Raw genomic sequence first — 17,680 nt, forward strand, 5'->3', positions numbered from 1 at the left:
CTAACCTGGTTGGGCCGCTGATTTTCTCCGACTCTCCACGTTTTCATGCACTCTATGAATCGACCGTTTACCATAGCTATGGTCGCGTCGGCGCTGATGGCCGGAACTGCCCAGCCGATTCTGGCGCAGGAAGAAGCCGACGATGCGACCGAAAAAGTGGCCATTGATAAGCGATACGTCAACGAAATCAATGCCCTGGCCACCCGCCCGGCCGTGCTGAAGGCCAATCAGATTTTCATGGATCTGGAGCCGCAGACCAAGCAGGACCTGATCAGGCTGACCGAGATTCCGTCGCCCCCGTTCAAAGAAATGGAGCGGGCTAAAGCCTACGCGGCCCTGATGCGCGAAGCTGGTGCCGATTCGGTCTGGCTCGATGAAGTCAGCAACGTCCTGGCCAAACGCAAGGGGAAATCCGGCAAAAAGACCGTGGTGGTTGAAGCGCACCTCGATACGGTTTTCCCGGCCGGTACCGACGTCAAGGTCAGGCAGAAAGGCGATACGTTGTATGCGCCCGGCGTTGGCGACGACACCCGTGGGCTTACGGCCGTGCTGACCGTACTGCGCGGGCTGGAAAAGGCCAACATCGAAACCGACGCGGACGTGCTGTTCGTGGGAGCGGTGGGCGAAGAAGGGCTGGGCGACCTGCGGGGCGTTAAACACCTGTTCCGCCCCAATGGTCCTAAGATCGATTCGTACATCGCCGTAGATGGACACGGCATCAGCAGCATCACGCACCGGGGCCTGGGGTCGCACCGCTACCGCATTACGTTCCGGGGGCCGGGGGGGCATTCATACGGCGCGTTCGGCATCGTAAACCCGCACGGTGCTCTTGGCAAAGCCATTGCGTATTTCACCGCCGACGCTGATCAATTCACCAAACAGGGTATCAAAACGACGTATAGCGTAGGTGTCATCGGGGGCGGTACATCCGTCAACGCCATTCCTTACGAGTCGTGGATGGAAGTTGATATGCGGTCGGAAAGCCCCGAGCGGCTGGCCGGTGTCGACAAGCTTTTGCAGGCGGCTGTTCAGCGGGCACTCAAGGAAGAAAACGCCATGAAACGGAGCGGCCCCGACCTGACCGTTGAGGTCAAGATGGTTGGCGACCGTCCGTCGGGCCGCATTGAACCGACCGTTCCGCTAGTGCAGCGGGCCATGGCCGTTTCCAGCTACCTCCAGGCTGAACCAGCCCTGCACGTAGGCTCGACGAACGCCAACATTCCCATCGCCAAAGGCGTGCCATCGGTTACCATCGGCAGTGGTGGTACGGGCGGAGGAGCCCACTCATTGAAAGAGTGGTGGCTGAACGATAAAGGCCACCTCGGCCTGCAGCGCATCATGCTGGTCCTGCTCGCCGAAGCGGGCATGGCTAAGTAACGGCACGGGTCGGACCGGCGCCCATCCGGCTCAGCCTTGTCAATAGCTAACGGATTTCGACGTATTACACATAACCTCCCTCAATGGCATGAAATCGATTGATCTGAAAATGACCGTTTACCGGAGCCTGCTGCTGGTTCTGGCGGCTATGCTGGCCGGTTTGATGGCCAACGCCCAGGTACCCAAACCCGCCGACGTATTCGGCTTTGAACCCGGCGCCGACTACAAGCTGGCAAACACAAAGATGCTGATGGATTACTACCAGCGTCTGGACAAAGCCAGCAACCGGGTACAAATGACGACCATTGGCAAGTCGGTGTTGGGCAAACCCCTGCTCCTGCTCATGGTATCCAGCGAGGCCAATTTGAAGCAGTTGGAACGCTGGCGGAGCGTCAGTGAACAACTGTCGCGGGCCCGCATCGACGACGCCCAGGCGCGTCAACTGGCCGCTACGGGCAAGGCCATCGTCTGGATCGACGCCGGAATGCACGCATCCGAAGTAGCCTCGGCGCAGATGATGCCCGAACTGGCCTACCGCATGGCAACGGAAGAATCGAGCGAGATGAAGAAAATTCGCGATCAGGTTGTGGCGCTGCTGATGGTCGAGATGAACCCCGACGGGCTGGATATAGTCGCCGACTGGTACCGGCACAACCTCGGCACACCCTTCGAAACCACACAACCGCCCTGGTTGTACCACCACTACGTCGGCCACGACAACAACCGCGACTGGTTCACCAACAATATGCCCGAAACGAAGGCGGTGTCGAATGTACTGTACAACCAGTGGTACCCACAGATCGTCTACAACCACCACCAGACCTCACCAGCCTGGACACGCATCTTTATTCCGCCTTTTGCGAACCCGGTTAACCCGCAGATTCACCCGGGCGTAACGGCCGGTGTCAACATGGTCGGTACGGCCATGGCCAGCCGCTTTGCCATTAAACGGATGCCGGGCGTGGTGTCGCAGTTGCGGTTCAGCATGTGGTGGAACGGCGGGATGCGCACCGTACCGTATTTCCACAACCAGATCGGTATCCTGACTGAGACCGCACACGCAACGCCTTCGCCCCGCTTCTACCCGCCTGATTCCCTGCCCAAAACCGTTGGGCAGGGCGTCACGGCATCGACTGGCGGCACCGAAATCTTCTACGCTGATCCCTGGAAAGGTGGGCAGTCGCGCTTCCGGGACGCGGTCAATTACATGGAAGAAGCCTCAATGGCAACGCTGGTATTAGCCGCCGACAAGCGCGAGGAGTTTCTGTACAACATCTACCGCATGGGCCGCGACGCCATCGAAGCCGCCGGTAAAACCAAGCCGTTTGCCTACGTCATCCCGGCCGAACAGTGGGACAAAAGCGAAGCGCTGAACCTGGTGAATATGTTCCGGCAGAGTGGCGTGGAAATTCACCTGGCCACGCAGCCGTTCCAGGCCGGAGACAAATCTTACGCAGCCGGCTCGTACATCATTTACGGTAGTCAGGCGTTCAGCCCGTATGTCGTGGACCTGATGGACAAGCAAGTACATCCCAACCAGCGGTTGTATCCAGGCGGCCCACCGATTCCGCCCTACGACCTGGCCGGCTGGACCCTGCCGATGCAGATGGGCGTGAGCGTTGCTAAAATTGGGAACGCATTCAACGCGGAGGCCGAACTGCTCAAAGGAATGGCTGCGGTAGTACCCGGTCAGGTAGCGGCCGACGCGGGCTTTGGCTACGTACTCAGCCGCAACCAGAACGCCAGCGCTATGGCGGTGAACCGCCTGCTGAAAGATGGCGAAACGGTGTTCAGCCTGTCTTCAGGCGTCCCATCGGTCGAAGCCGGGTCGTTCCTGATCCAGAAAGGAGCCGCCACTGAAGGACGGGTCAAACAACTGGCCAACGAACTGGGGCTCACGTTCACGGGCATAGCGAGCAAACCAACCAGTGCCGTAAATCCGCTCAAGCTGCCGAAGATTGGGCTGTACAAATCGTGGGTAGCCAACATGGACGAAGGCTGGACGCGCTGGCTGATGGAAAGCTACGGCTTCCCGGTCGATACGCTCCACGACGCCGACATTACCAAGCGCGACCTGTCAGCCTACAACACCATCATTATTCCCGATCAGGATGCCAAACGGATTCTGAATGGACACGCACCGAACACCATGCCCGCTCCATACGTAGGTGGCATCGGTCTGATAGGTGCAACAGCGCTGCAGCAGTACGTCAACAACGGCGGTACGCTGGTTACCTTTGATGGAGCCAGTGATTTCGCCATCGAAATGCTGGGACTCCCGGTGAAGAACGTAACGGAGGGGCTGTCGAATCAGCAGTTCTACATTCCCGGTTCGCTGATCCGAACTGTTGTAGACACGAAGCATCCGCTGGCCTACGGCATGCAGCCCGAAGTGGCGGCTGCCTTCTCAAACAGCCGTGCTTTCGAGATCGTGAAGCAGTCGCGGGAGGGCGAAGGCGGTCGCGAAGAAATCAAGGTCGCTCCGGCACCGAAAGTGGAGGTGATTGCCAGCTACGCCAAAAAAGACTTGCTGATGAGCGGCTGGGCCCTGAACGAAGACCGGTACATTGCCGGCAAACCGGCCGTAGTGCGGGCGTTTCAGGGGAAAGGCAATGTCGTGCTGTTCGGCTTCAGTCCGCAGTTCCGGGGGCAGCCGCGCGGTACGTACAAACTGATTTTTAACGCACTTTACGACAGTACGCTGCCCAAAGGCACCGGCGAACTGAGTTCAAAAAGCGAATAACTGACTAATTTTCATTTATAAGGCTTCTGGAATTTGGCTTATACGGGCCAACTTCCAGAAGCCTTAATTTTGCAACTTTGTTGCGAATAAGCTATCTTGGTAGCTATAAATCCGTTTGCTGCCATGAAATTCCTCTTCGCTATCTTACTCCTGTGCGTAGGCATATTCTCCTGTAACTCCACCGAAAAGCGCGATCCGTTGCTGGAAGAAGCCGCCCTTTACCATAATGAAGCCACCGAGATACAGGCCATTATCGAACCGAAAATTGATCAGATCGATTCGTTAAAAACCATATTGGTCAAAAGCCCTAAACAGGACGCCACAGCAACCGTCGCAACGCTCGATAGTTTGAAAACGGCTTTTGAAGAGTGGGAAGAAAACCTGGTTGAAGTGCCCGGTATGCCACACAATCATAACCACAACGGACCGGCCCATCATCACCATAACGACGCGACCTTGAAAGACCTGCCCGCCGACCAGATGCGTGACCTGCAACGAGAGACGCTATCGAGCATTAAGCAGATTCAGCAGCGGTTAGATGCAGTAATGGCGCAGGTAACGCAATAGCGTCACGTTGCGCTTTCGTTGCCGTGTCCGGTTTTAGTGTAAGAATCTTCTCAATGACAAGACATCGACTGGGCTAAGTCTACTGCCCTAATTGGCCGGGAATGGCAACGTAAACAGATTCCATTTAACGGCCCAACAGGTCATTTCAATGAGCGGGGTTTTATTTATGCAACATTGTTGCATAAATAAAACCCCGCTGTATATTTGCGTAGTCAAACAGACTTTTCTGCACTTGGTCGCATCCCATCGAGTCGGCTAAATATGCCCTGATTCGGGTCTCATTTTGCATCATATTACTTACCATGAAAAAATTACCCGTAACTGTACTCAGTGGCTTTCTGGGCGCTGGTAAAACGACCCTGCTCAACCACATCCTGCACAACAAACAGGGGCTGAAAGTGGCCGTTATCGTCAATGACATGAGCGAAGTGAATGTAGACGCCCAGTTGGTCAATGATCAGAATACGCTCTCGCGCACCGAAGAGCGGCTTGTCGAGATGAGCAACGGTTGCATCTGCTGCACCCTGCGCGAAGACCTGATGCTGGAAGTGGAGAAACTGGCGCGGGAGAACCGTTTCGATTACCTGCTCATCGAATCGACGGGTATCTCAGAACCGCTACCCGTAGCGCAGACGTTCTCGTTTGTTGATGAAGAAAAGGACATTGACCTCTCCCGCTTCTCGCGTCTGGACACACTCGTGACGGTTGTGGACGCGTTTAACTTTCCTCGTGATTTCGGCTCGATCGATAACGTGTATCAGCGCTCGTTAAATGACGACCCCGCCGACACGCGCCCTATCGTGAATCTCCTGACTGACCAGATTGAGTTTGCGAATGTTATCATCCTCAACAAAACTGACCTGCTCAACCGCCATCAGGTGGGCGAACTGAAAGCCATTCTGCACAAGCTTAATCCCAAAGCCCGGCTGATCGAATCGCAGTTCTCCAAAGTTGACCCAGCGCAGATACTTAATACCCGCCTGTTTGATTTCGATGAAGCGTCGCAGTCGGCGGGCTGGATTCAGGAATTACAGAATCACAAGAACGGCATCGCCCATACGCCCGAGACCGAAGAGTATGGTATCAGCTCGTTTGTGTTCCGCGACCGCCGACCGTTCCACCCGGCGCGGTTCTGGCAGTATCTGAGCGAGAATTTTCCGGCGGGTATTATCCGCAGCAAGGGCTTGTTCTGGCTGGCGTCGCGCCCCGACGATGCGCTGAATTTCAGCCAGGCCGGGGGCAGTCTGCGGGCCGAGCGGGCCGGGGTATGGTGGGCGTCCATGCCGTTTGCCAAACGAACGCAGTACGGTGCGTTTCTGGAAAATCAAAAAGCCATAGAAGCGCGCTGGCATAAGCGCTTCGGCGACCGGCAAAACGAGCTGGTCATCATTGGACAGGACCTGAACCAGGCGCGAATCACGGCCGAGTTGCAGGAGTGTCTGTGCACCGAACTGGAGCTGAAGCACATAGAAACGGGCGGGGCGTTCAAAGACCCCTTCCCGGTTTGGGAGTAATGGGCAGAGAGAGGACCGGCAGATTATTACCTGGCTTACGGCGTCATGAAGTAAGCTATTGCTATTTACACAATCTCGATCGATGAAACACGTATTTACCTTTTTGCTTGTGCTGGGCTCGTTTTGCCTGCACGCCCAAACCATCACCGGCAACGTACTCGATGCCAACACCGGCGCTCCCGTCGTGGGCGCAACCGTCAAACTGCTCAATACCGATAAAGGAACGGTTACCGATACGGAAGGCAAATTCACCATCGACGGTGCCGGCACGTTGCAGGTTTCGTTTGTGGGCTTTAGAACCACCACCGCCAGAACCCGCGAGCGGTTCTTTACTGTTGAACTCGTTCCCGAAACTGCCGAGCTACAAACCGTGGAGGTCGTTGGCCGGGTGGCGAAAGACTATACTAGCGAGTACTCGTTTTCCGCGACCAAAATTGCCGCGCTCAATAAAGACATTCCCCAGTCCATCAGCACGGTGACCAAAGAACTGATTGCTGACCGGCAGGCGTTTCAACTGGCCGATGCCGTCAAGATTGTCAGTGGCGTTACGCCCGCCAGTTTTTACAACCAGTACACCATCCGGGGCATTAGCCAGAACGAAGAAGGCCAGATTATCAACGGCATGCGCACCCGCCAGTACTATTTCCTGCAACCCCTGACCGCCAATATCGAGCGGGTGGAAGTCCTGAAAGGACCGGCCAGCGCGTCGTTCTCCTCGGTCGATCCCGGTGGGAGTATCAACCTGGTAACCAAGAAACCGCTGGCCGTCGACCGCAAAGAAGTGAGCCTGAGTGTGGGCAGTTTTAGTACCCTGCGCAGTACGCTGGACTTTACGGGGCCGCTCAACGCGCAGAAAACGCTGCTCTATCGCGTCAACGGCGCGTATCAGGAAGCCCGCAGCTACCGCGATCTGGTCCGCAACAATGCGGTGCTCATCTCGCCTTCGTTCTCGTACGTACCCAACAACCGAACGGCCCTCAACGCCGAACTGATCTACAGCAACATGACGGGCAACCTCGACCGGGGCCAGCCTATCTTCGGCGCGGTGGCGGGCGTAACCAACCTGAACAGTACGCCCATCAGCCTGAATCTGGGGGCCAGCAACGACTTTTTTAAGTCGAAGCAACTGATCATTATGGGTAACCTGGTGCACAAGTTTACCGATCACATCAGCTTCAACGCATCGTACATGAAGCAGACCTGGCAGGAAGATTTGCAGGAACACCGCACCACCAATGCCTTCGCCGTCGACATCACCAACAAACCCGTTACCTCGCTGGCGGGTATGCAGTTCGTGCAGCGGCAGCAGTTCTGGAACATCGACAACCTGAATGCCTACGTTAATTTTAATTTCAACACGGGAGCGGCCAGACATGATCTGCTGGTGGGTTACGACCTTTCCGACTGGCATAAACTCAAAGGGGGCGGACAGAATACAGCACGTGGGCTGCTGCTCACCAACGGCACGGTGGCCGCGTCGTTCGTGCCGGCTAACGCGGCTAACTACCAGACTATTACGGCCGGGGGTGTGATCCTGCCTCGCCCGAACGTGAACTACTTCGACCTGAACAACCCGACCTACACCATCCGGAACGTTACTGACTACACACTCAACGCCCGGACACCGCTGCCCGCAGCGCTCACGACCACAAACGCCATCTACATACAGGAGCAACTGCGCTGGAACAAGCTGCTGATCTTGCTGGGGTTGCGGCAAGAGTGGTTCCGCGACATTACCAACTACCAGTCGCCGGGTGAGCTTTCCTTTACCAAAACGGCCCTGCTGCCCCGCGTCGGCATTACCTACGCCATTCGGCCCAACCTGAACCTCTATGGTACGTACTTGGAAGGGTTTCAGGGGCAGTCGAACACGGTCACGCTCATGCCCAACACGGGAACCTTTTTCAACACCGCCAAATCAGCTAACCTGTTCGAGCCGCTGCGGAGCGATCTGAAAGAGATTGGCGTAAAAGCTCAATTCTTCGGTGGGCGTATCAGCCTGAACGCGGCCGTGTACGAAATCAACCACCGTAACCTCTTGCTCAATGCCAACCTGCCGGCTTTCCCCGACTCGCTGGTGACGCGCGGGGCCGAACGCAGCCGGGGTTTTGAGATGGATGTGGCGGGCTACCTGCTGCCCAACTGGCAGGTTAATGCTTCTTACAGCTACATCGATGCGGTGATCGTCAGCGACAACGAAGCCAGCCTGGTTGGGCAACGGAAGCAGAACACCCCCCGCCACAGCGGTAACCTCTGGACGCGCTACAATTTCACGCCCAACTCGCCCCTCGGCGACCTCGGCATTGGGTTTGGGATGCAATACAGCGGCAGCAAAATTCCCTGGTTTTCACGGGCGTTCGAGATACCGGCCTATACCCTTTTTGATATGGCCGTGTATTACACCCCCGCCCGGACCAATGTGCAGGTGGCCCTCAACGTCAACAACCTGACCAACCAAACATACTGGATTGGTGCGCAGAATTACCTCCGGCTCTTCCCAGGTGCCCCGCGTAATACGATGCTCACGCTGACGTACCGATTCTAACGATTATTCTATGCACCTCAACACGCAACGCCTGCTGGCCCGTCATGTCTGGCACACGGTCTTTCGCAACCGGGCTGTGTTCTGGCTGTTCGGTTTGGTGGGGCTCGTCGCCGGGTATGCCGCCTGGTCGGGCTGGACGACCTTCCGGCAGCAGAAGGCCAGCCAGCATTATTACCAGCAGGAAGCCCGGCGCGACTGGCTGAGCAACCCCGACAAACACCCGCACCGTATGGCCCACTACGGCCACTTTGCCTTTCGGAGGCCGTCCCCCCTGAGTTTGTTCGACCCGGGCATGGACCGGTTTCTGGGCAATGCCATCTATCTGGAAGCCCACAAGCAGAACACCGTCAATTTCTCCGAAGCGGGCTTTTCGACCGGGTTAATGCGCTTTGGCGACCTCAGTATTGCCATGCTGCTTCAACTGCTGCTGCCCTTGCTGATCTTTTTCCTCGGCGCAGGCAGTATTGCCGCCGATCGCGAAAACGGCACGCTCAGGCTCCTGCTGAGTCAGGGCGTAAGCTGGACGAATTTGCTGCTGGGCAACAGCCTGGGCCTGTTCATGGTCGGTCTGACGCTGCTGGCGCCGTTGCTGGTAGTGGCCGCCGTGCTGTGGCTAATGGCTCAATCGGGTGCTCCTTCGGTCGATGAAGTCATCCGGTTTGGGTTGCTGATTGGGTTCTACGGTCTGTATCTGGCCCTGTGTTGCGTGGTGGCGGTACTGGTATCGGCCTGGAGCCGCACGACCAAAACGGCGCTGGTGTCGCTGATTGGGCTGTGGTTGATGACAACCATCGTGCTGCCGCGTGCGTCGCAGGCGCTGGGTACGTACGTGTATGGTCTGCCCTCGAAAACCGAGTTTCAGACCGCCATTCAGGCCGACATCAGTAAAGAGGGCGACAGTCACAACCCCGACGATCCGCACTATAAATCCCTGAAAGACTCCCTGATAACGGCCTATGGCGTGAAAACGACGGACGAACTACCGTTCAACTACAGCGGCTACGTGATGGCGGAGGGTGAAGAAATCAGCGCGGCCATTTACAACCAGCATTACAATACCCTGCTGGAGCGGTTCCGTCAGCAAAACCAGTTTGCCCGGGCCACGGCCTTTCTGAACCCGTATCTGGCCCTGAAAAACCTGTCGATGGCCCTGGCCGGCACCGACTTTTTAAGCTACGTTGATTTCCAGCAGCAGGCCGAAACGTACCGCTATGAACTGGCCCAGAAAATGAACGAGTTACAGATGCACCACATCCCCAACAAAAAGCTGGGACCGACCGAAAAAGCGTACTCGATTGACCGGAAATACTGGCAGGACGTACCTGATTTCACTGACCGACCGCTGTCTGTGGGTCAGGTTTTGCCCGCCGAATGGGTGTCGGTGGTTGCGTTTGGCGCGTGGCTGCTGTTGCTGACTTTTCTGGTTCACCGGGCCGCTCACCGTTTAACCGCCGTATGATATGCTGAACTTATTGTTCCGAAGTTTTATCCGGTCGATGGGCGTTAAAATCGGGTTGGGGTTTCTCTTCCTGGCCGGGCTGGTGAGCCTGCTGATAGGGCGGCAATTTTTGGACAGGCAGGCACGCAACAGCCGGGACGTAATAGCCGCCCAGCGGGTCGATCTGGAGCGCCACGCCCGGTTCCACCCCGACGAGATTGGGCTGGTGCTTTATTACGCCCAGTTTGCGCTGGTTAACCAGACGCCCGCCCTGGCAGGGCTGAGCATCGGCCAGCGCGACGTGAACCCGTCAATCCAGCGCGTTACAATTCGCGGCCTGGAGGCCCAGAAGTACGATGCCGACCTGAACAACCCGACTAACCTGCTGCTGGGTAACATCGACTTCAGCTTTGTCCTGATTTACCTGTTTCCGCTGCTGATTATCGCCTTTACCTACAGCGCTATTTCGGAGGAGCGCGAAAACGGAACCTGGCGCATGGTGGCCGTGCAGAGCCGGAATTTGCTGGGCTTCATCGCGCAGTTGTTTCTGGTCAGGTTAGCGGTGGTGCTGAGCCTGCTGCTGGTCTTGCTGGGGCTGGCGGTGGTAGTCCTGGGGATACCGCTCGACGGACCGTTTTTCCTGTTTGCTGGTACGTCGGTGGGCTACGTTTTGGTCTGGTTTGGCCTTTGTTTCTGGGTGGCCTCGCTACACCGGCCATCGGGTACGAATGCGGTGCTGCTCATCACGATCTGGCTGGTGCTGCTGCTGATTTTACCGGCGGGTATCAATCAATACATGCTGAGCCGTTACCCGCTGCCTGAAGCGCTGGCCACGACGGTGAAGCAACGGAAAGGCTACCACGAAAAATGGGATATGCCCAAAGAACCAACGGTGGCCAAATTCTACGCGCATTACCCGCAGTTCCGCCCCTTTGGGATTCCCAATACTACCTTCAACTGGCTCTGGTACTACGCCATGCAGCAAATGGGCGATGATGAGTCGGCGCGTGAGTCGGGCGAGTTGCGGCAGAAGTTGCAGCAACGTGAAGCCGTCAGCCACGCGTTCGGGCTGCTGATTCCGTCCCTGCACGCCCAGTTGCAGCTCAACGAACTGGCGCAGTCGGGCCTGGGCAACCAGCTTCGCTTTCTGGACGAGACGACGCGCTTCCACGAACGGCTACGGCTTTATTTCTACCCCAAAATATTCAGCAACTACCCCGTCAAGGCCGAGCGCTGGGACCGCCACACCGTCAAAACCTTTTCCGACTGCTCACCCATTCGGGCGGGCTACGTATTGCTGCCTCCGATGCTGTTTGGACTGCTGTTCGGTGGACTGGGCTGGCTGAATTTCCGGCGGAATCTATACGTTTTATAACGTCCACGATCATGTGACAGGCGGTCAGGTTCAGCGGGCATCAACCCTAATCGCTGGTAAAGCCTGAGTGTAATGGCACCACCGCTTATGTGATTTTTCTTAGGTATTTTTTGCTACTAAAATAAAAGTGGTGGTTAAGATGCAACGATGTTGCATCTTAACCACCACTTTGTTAGTTTTGGTTTTAACCTACTGCCACTATGCTGCAAGCCATTGACTTAACCAAGCAATACGTGCCCGGCAACCCGCCTTCACTTTCGGAATTGAACCTGACGGTGCAACCGGGCGAGATTTTCTGCCTGCTGGGCCAGAACGGAGCCGGTAAAACAACCACTATTAACCTGTTTCTGGGCTTCATCAAACCCACCTCCGGTCAGGCCCTTATCAACGGCTTTAACGTAGCTGAGTACCCGCTGGAAACGAAGAGATTTCTGGCCTACCTGCCCGAAACGGTTATGCTCTACCCCAACCTGACGGGGCTGGAAAACCTTAATTTCTTCTCGTCGCTGGCCGGCTATCGGCACACGCCGGATGAATTGCATCAGCTACTTACGCAGGCTGGTTTACAGTCCGAAGCCCACGGTCGCCGGGTGGGTAGTTACTCGAAGGGGATGCGCCAGAAAGTGGGCATCGCCATTGCGCTGGCCAAGCAGGCTAAAGCTCTGCTGCTCGACGAACCTACCAGTGGTCTCGACCCCAAAGCGAGCAATGAATTTTCGGACCTGCTGTTGAGCCTGGGCGAATCGGGAACGGCTATTCTAATGGCCACCCACGACATTTTCCGGGCCAAGGAAGTCGGCACCCGCATCGGCATCATGCGAGAAGGAAAGCTGGTAGAGACCATGCCTACCCACGACCTGACGGCCAACGAACTGGAAGCCATATACCTCCAAACGGTGTAAACGATCATCGCCATGATGCTCCAACTCATTGCCCAAAAAGAATTTACCGCCACCCTGCGCGACCGGCGGTTTTTGGTCGCGGGTGCGCTGGTGCTGCTGCTCCTGCTGGTGGCTACCTGGACAGGCTTTCGCAACTACCAGTCGCTGGCCCAGAAACGGGCCGAAGCCAACCAGTCGGCGCGGGCGGCCTGGCTGGGTCAGCCCGAGAAGAACCCGCATTCGGCGGCTCACTACGGTACGTTTGCCTTTCGGCCTAAATCAGACCTGAGTTTTCTGGATTTCGGGCTGGATACCTATACCGGTTCCAGTGTGTATCTGGAAGGACACCGCCAGAACGACGCCAAGTTCAGTGCCGCCGAAGACGCTACCTCGCTGATTCGATTTGGTGAAATGACCGTGGCCTTTGTGCTGCAACTGCTTATCCCGCTGCTGATTATCTTCCTCTGCTTCGGGGCCTTCACGCAGGAACGGGAAGAGAATACGCTCAACATCCTGCTCAGTCAGGGGGCTTCGGTGCAAACCTTGTTCTGGGGCAAAGTTGCCGGATTTGCGCGGGTCATTGGGCTGGTGGTGGTGCCCGCTCTACTGCTGGCGGCTACGCTGCTGTTTGCCCAAACCGGCTTCCAGGGTACGGCCGATACGGCGCTCCGGCTGGGTCTGTTTGTGCTGGTTTACACGCTGTATTTCGGTTTGTTCATTATCGGCAGTGTGTTCGTATCAGCCCGTTCCACGAGTTCTCGGGCGAGTTTGCTGACCCTGCTGGGTATCTGGATCGCGGCCTGTATCGCCCTGCCCAAAGCCACGGCCAATCTGGGCGAGAGCCTGTTCAAAGTGCCTTCCAGCTACGTTTTCCAGAAGGAGCTGCACGAAGATGTAGAGAAGGGAATCGACGGCCATAATCCGGAAGATGCCCGGGCTAAGGAACTGGAAAAGCGGGTGCTGGCGCAGTATGGGGTGGATTCGGTGTCGCAATTACCCGTCAACTTCGATGGGATTGTGATGCAGGAAGGCGAAAAATACACCAGCATGGTTTATCAGAAGCATTTCGGCGAGCTGCAAAACCAGTTTCAGAAACAGAACAGCCTGGCTACGATTACCGGTTTTCTGAATCCGTACCTGGCCGTGCGCGACCTCTCGATGGGCCTATCGGGTTCAGACTACGACCACTTTCTGGACTTCAAGGCTAAGGCCGAGGCCTACCGCTTTGCTCTGGTCGAACGACTCAATAACCAGATGAAAGTCTTCTCCAAAACCGGCGACTGGGAAAAGACCGTCAGCCGTGATTTCTGGGCCAAAACACCCAATTTTCAGTATCAGCTTCCGTCGGTGGGCTGGGCCTTGGGCAGGCACTGGCTGTCGGTGCTGGCCCTGCTGCTGTTTAGCGGGGCGCTGGTCTGGGGCGTTGGGCGGGGCCTCAAAGATGTTCCTCTTGTTTAACCTGGTCCAGACCCATGAACACGCTTCTACTAATTCTAAAGAACGACTGGCGCATCCTGAAGCGGGGCAAGGCGCTGAAAATTCTGGGCTTACTGGCCTTTGCGTCGGGAATTTACGCGCTGATTTACGGCAAAACGTTTGTTAGCCGACAGCAGGAAACGATAGCCTTGCTCCGGCAGGACGAACGGGCACGGCTCGACTCGCTGGCGGCCTGGGCCAGGCTCGATACAACGGTGGCGGGCAACAAAGCCAAGTGGGAAAAAGCCACCAGTGCCTACGAGGTGAACGTGCCCGAAGGCTACCGCTACGCCCTGCACGACCCCTCCGCCCTGACTCCGCTTTCGCTGGGTATGCGCGATCTGTTTCCGTACTACCAGGACGTGTGGGGCCGGGCTATTTTCCGGCAGGTCTTTAAGCAGGAGATCACCAATCCACAAAAACTGTCGGTCGGCCATTTCGACTGGGCCTTTGTGGTCATTTTTCTGTTGCCGCTGTTTCTGATTGTGCTTTCGTACAACCTGCTGTCGTCCGAGAAAGAGCAGGGGACGTACGCCTTGCTGCGATCGCAACCCATTACGTTGCGACAGGTGGTGCTGGCCAAACTCGGGCTTCGGCTGGGCTTACTGCTAGGTTTTCTGGCGGTTATCATGCTCCTAGCCATTCCAATCCTGGGGATTCCCCTTGGACAGGATGGCGGGCTATGGCTGAAGTTTTTTGGGGTTGCCACGGGCTATGGCCTGTTCTGGGGAAGCGTCATTTTCGCAGTCGTCTCGTATCAGAAATCATCGGCATTCAACGCCCTTACGCTGCTGGGCTGCTGGCTGGTACTGGTGCTGGTATTGCCCGCGCTGGTACAGCAATGGCTCACCGTCAGCCAGCCCATCGACCGCAGCACGTTTGAAAACCTCGTCCGCGACGAATACAATGCCGAACAGCCCGATTCCGTCGTGCTAAAACCGTATTACGCCCGCCATCCCGCCCTTTATCTGCCAAAAGATACAGCTAAACATGACCAGAACGCCAGACTGCCCGACCTGCGGCCTTACTACGCCCGAAACGAAGCCGTTGACCAGACGCTGGCCCCGCTGGTAGGCCGCTATGAAGCGCAGGTAGCCGCTCGCGAGGCTACTGTCTCGCGGCTCAACTGGCTGCTGCCTGCCGTCAACGCGCTGGATCTGTTCAACGGGCTGGCCGGCACGTCGGCAGCGGCCCACCGCGACTACCTGCTCCAGATTCGGACCTTCCACGCCCGCTGGAATGGCTTCTTTGTGCCCAAAGTTTTCAAAAACGAACGGCTCAAACCGGCCGATTACGCACAATTTCCCAGCTGGACGTTTCAGTCGTCGGCTCCTGATTTTTCCATTGGTGGCGGTCTGCTGAAGCTGGTGCTGGTGGCCGGCCTGGTGTTTGCGCTGGGCTGGTGGCGGCTGGGCCGGTAGTCCTGAAATCCTCCAGCCGGCTCGGTAACCTTTCGTTTATCCAGGCAGGCTACAGAGAGCACAGACCCCCTGCTTTATGAAGCGAAACAAACATCCCTGGCACCTGATATGCAGTCTGCTGCTGACCGGCTCGGCATCCCTGGCGCAGGATGCCACCATATTCCCGCCCGTCCAGCCGCAAAAGACGATCTCAGCCGTTCAAATTTTTAATAGTCTGACCATCGACGGGCGCCTGGATGAAGCCGACTGGCAGTTGGCACCTACCGCCCAAAATTTCTTTCAGGTACAGCCCAATCAGGGCTTACCTCTGCGGTTTGATACGCGGGTCAAAGTAATGTACAATCGGAAGTTTCTCTACGTGGGGGCGTTTTGTCCCGATTCGCTCGGGCGTCGGGGCATTCGGGTGCCGGACCTGCGCCGGGATTTTGATTACTTCGAGAATGACCTGTTCGCAGTCATCTTCGACCCATTCCAGGACAAGCGCAACTCGCAGTCGTTTCAGACCAATCCATTTGGTGCCCAGCGCGACCTGATCACCTTCGACGACGCGTTTTACGACCGGGAATGGGATGGCTACTGGAAAGTCCGCACGACCCGCACCGATTCGGGTTGGGTGGCCGAGATGCAAGTCCCCTGGAAAACGCTTCGTTACCCGCGGACACAGACCGATTCGGCAGGGGCCACCTGGGGCGTGAATTTCAACCGCATCGCCCGGCGGCTGGGCGAACGCTCAGTCTGGTCGCCCGTGCCCAGAGCTTATGATGTTTACCGAATGCCTTACGCCGGGGTATTAACCGGTCTGAAGCCGCCCCCGCCCTCGGTCAATATCCGGGTGCAGCCCTACACGCTGGTTTCCTACGACCGCATCGCCGTCAACGGCCAGACTCTGGATGATCGCACGCGGCTTAACGTGGGTGGTGAACTCAAGTGGGCGATTTCCCCGCAGACCATTCTGGATTTGACGTTCAACACCGACTTTGCCCAGGCCGACGCCGACCGGCAGGTGCAGAATCTAACGCGCTTTTCGGTGTTCTTTCCCGAACGGCGTCAGTTTTTCCTGGAAAACGCCAGCCTGTTCATCATCGGTGATCCAGGTAGTTTGCAGCCGTTCTTCAGCCGACGTATCGGTCTCTCCGACGACGGCAACCCGATTCCGCTCGACGCAGGCGTCCGGCTTGTCAGCCGAACCAGCCGCTACAGTGCCGGGGGCTTGTTCGTTCGACAGCGATCAGCATTGGGCTTGCCGGGTGCTACGTTCGCTGTGGGTCGCTACAGCCGCAACCTCGGTCAGCAGCATCGGATTGGTGGGTTGGTAACCAGCCGCTTTGATGGAGCGGACCCGCAGGGGCAGACCGTCTCGAACCAGACGTATTCGGTGGATGGATTTTTTCGCATTACCCAGCCGCTGTCGTGGGATGGCATGGTCAGCCGCTCACAAACCAGTGGAGCAGAGGGAAACGGCGGTCCGTCGCACGGCTGGTCGGCCCTAAGCCGGTTTCGCTATTCGACCAACCAATGGTATCTGTTTTATTTTCAGAATATTGTCACGAAGAACTACCGCCCCGGCACCGGGTTCGTCTACGGCACCAACGTCATCAACACCAACTTCGGCGGCTACCGCATGTGGCGACCAAACTGGCGACCGGCGTCCTTACGGCAGCTCGATCCCGGTGTTTTCGTCAACATATTCCACCGGGCGTCGGATGGCCGTTTCCAGCAGGCTGAACTGGAACTTTTTCCGCTGTACCTGATTGGCGTAAAAGGCTGGAGCGTTGAAGGGTACGTAGTGCCGACCTGGCAGCGGCTGGACGAGCCATTTGCTCCGTTGGGTATTCGCATCGCCCCCAGCAGCTACCAGTACACCCGATACCGGTTTTATTACGGCAATGACCAGTCGCGAAAACTCGCGTACAGTCTCTTCCACGAGGGAGGACGGTACTACGACGGTAAGCTCCAAACCTGGACCGCTACGCTGCGCTACTCACCCGTTCCCCAAGTGTCGATGGCGATGGAGTACACCCGCAACATCGCCCGTGAACTGGGCGAGCTTCGGCAAAACCGCACCACTGAACTCATTACGCCCCAACTCCGCCTGGCGGTCAATCCACGGCTGCAACTGATCGGTTTTTACCAGAAGAACACGGCCGTCAATCGCGACGTCTGGAACGTGCGGCTAGCCTGGGAGTTTCAGCCGCTATCGTTCCTATACATTGTTTATAACAGCAACGGCAACCAACTCTACGATAATGCATTACAACGCACTAACCTCAACCGTGCCGACCAGGTCATTGGCAAGCTAACGTATCTGAAGCAGTTTTAAATGGTAGAAAAAAGCCCCACTTA

11 protein-coding genes are annotated in these 17,680 nt (G+C 56.9%); all 11 read left to right on the forward strand.

Annotated features, from left to right (window positions below; all coding sequences use genetic code 11):
* The first annotated feature begins 54 nt into the window (after positions 1–54).
* The 11 genes from BN8_RS19565 to BN8_RS19615 all read left to right on the forward strand — a co-directional run bounded on the left by BN8_RS19565 (position 55) and on the right by BN8_RS19615 (position 17,657).
* Positions 55–1,377, forward strand: a complete 1,323-nt coding sequence (locus tag BN8_RS19565) for a M20/M25/M40 family metallo-hydrolase (protein WP_040006368.1) — start codon at positions 55–57, stop codon at positions 1,375–1,377.
* Between the two features lie 88 nt (positions 1,378–1,465).
* Complete coding sequence (locus BN8_RS19570) at positions 1,466–4,120, forward strand: M14 family metallopeptidase (protein WP_009283667.1); 2,655 nt, start codon at positions 1,466–1,468, stop codon at positions 4,118–4,120.
* A gap of 123 nt (positions 4,121–4,243) precedes the next feature.
* Positions 4,244–4,687, forward strand: a complete 444-nt coding sequence (locus BN8_RS19575) for a hypothetical protein (protein WP_009283668.1) — start codon at positions 4,244–4,246, stop codon at positions 4,685–4,687.
* 302 nt (positions 4,688–4,989) lie between these two features.
* Positions 4,990–6,201, forward strand: a complete 1,212-nt coding sequence (locus BN8_RS19580; protein WP_009283669.1) for a GTP-binding protein — start codon at positions 4,990–4,992, stop codon at positions 6,199–6,201.
* 82 nt (positions 6,202–6,283) lie between these two features.
* Positions 6,284–8,746 (forward strand): TonB-dependent receptor, encoded by a 2,463-nt coding sequence (locus BN8_RS19585; protein ID WP_009283670.1) that lies wholly within the window; start codon positions 6,284–6,286, stop codon positions 8,744–8,746.
* A 10-nt stretch (positions 8,747–8,756) separates the two neighbouring features.
* Complete coding sequence (locus tag BN8_RS19590; protein ID WP_009283671.1) at positions 8,757–10,205, forward strand: ABC transporter permease; 1,449 nt, start codon at positions 8,757–8,759, stop codon at positions 10,203–10,205.
* A gap of 1 nt (position 10,206) precedes the next feature.
* Positions 10,207–11,559 carry an ABC transporter permease gene (locus BN8_RS19595; protein ID WP_009283672.1) on the forward strand — a complete coding sequence of 451 codons (1,353 nt, stop codon included), beginning with the start codon at positions 10,207–10,209 and terminating at the stop codon, positions 11,557–11,559.
* Between the two features lie 200 nt (positions 11,560–11,759).
* Positions 11,760–12,461 carry an ABC transporter ATP-binding protein gene (locus tag BN8_RS19600; protein WP_009283673.1) on the forward strand — a complete coding sequence of 234 codons (702 nt, stop codon included), beginning with the start codon at positions 11,760–11,762 and terminating at the stop codon, positions 12,459–12,461.
* A 12-nt stretch (positions 12,462–12,473) separates the two neighbouring features.
* Complete coding sequence (locus BN8_RS19605) at positions 12,474–13,898, forward strand: DUF3526 domain-containing protein (RefSeq protein WP_009283674.1); 1,425 nt, start codon at positions 12,474–12,476, stop codon at positions 13,896–13,898.
* 14 nt (positions 13,899–13,912) lie between these two features.
* The gene (locus BN8_RS19610; protein WP_009283675.1) at positions 13,913–15,337 is read left to right on the forward strand and encodes a DUF3526 domain-containing protein; all 1,425 of its coding nucleotides are present in this window, start codon (positions 13,913–13,915) and stop codon (positions 15,335–15,337) included.
* A gap of 76 nt (positions 15,338–15,413) precedes the next feature.
* Complete coding sequence (locus BN8_RS19615) at positions 15,414–17,657, forward strand: carbohydrate binding family 9 domain-containing protein (RefSeq protein WP_009283676.1); 2,244 nt, start codon at positions 15,414–15,416, stop codon at positions 17,655–17,657.
* Positions 17,658–17,680 lie beyond the last annotated feature (23 nt).

Origin of the sequence: Fibrisoma limi BUZ 3 (genome assembly GCF_000296815.2) — a bacterium.
GTDB lineage: Bacteria > Bacteroidota > Bacteroidia > Cytophagales > Spirosomataceae > Fibrisoma > Fibrisoma limi.

Bases quoted from the DNA above. Each gene is read 5' to 3' on its own strand.
- BN8_RS19565 (WP_040006368.1), top strand. From the start codon at position 55: ATGAATCGACCGTTTACCATAGCTATGGTCGCGTCGGCGCTGATGGCC.
- BN8_RS19600 (WP_009283673.1), top strand. From the start codon at position 11,760: ATGCTGCAAGCCATTGACTTAACCAAGCAATACGTGCCCGGCAACCCG.
- BN8_RS19605 (WP_009283674.1), top strand. From the start codon at position 12,474: ATGATGCTCCAACTCATTGCCCAAAAAGAATTTACCGCCACCCTGCGC.
- BN8_RS19610 (WP_009283675.1), top strand. From the start codon at position 13,913: ATGAACACGCTTCTACTAATTCTAAAGAACGACTGGCGCATCCTGAAG.
- BN8_RS19585 (WP_009283670.1), top strand. From the start codon at position 6,284: ATGAAACACGTATTTACCTTTTTGCTTGTGCTGGGCTCGTTTTGCCTG.
- BN8_RS19615 (WP_009283676.1), top strand. From the start codon at position 15,414: ATGAAGCGAAACAAACATCCCTGGCACCTGATATGCAGTCTGCTGCTG.
- BN8_RS19590 (WP_009283671.1), top strand. From the start codon at position 8,757: ATGCACCTCAACACGCAACGCCTGCTGGCCCGTCATGTCTGGCACACG.
- BN8_RS19595 (WP_009283672.1), top strand. From the start codon at position 10,207: ATGCTGAACTTATTGTTCCGAAGTTTTATCCGGTCGATGGGCGTTAAA.
- BN8_RS19575 (WP_009283668.1), top strand. From the start codon at position 4,244: ATGAAATTCCTCTTCGCTATCTTACTCCTGTGCGTAGGCATATTCTCC.
- BN8_RS19580 (WP_009283669.1), top strand. From the start codon at position 4,990: ATGAAAAAATTACCCGTAACTGTACTCAGTGGCTTTCTGGGCGCTGGT.
- BN8_RS19570 (WP_009283667.1), top strand. From the start codon at position 1,466: ATGAAATCGATTGATCTGAAAATGACCGTTTACCGGAGCCTGCTGCTG.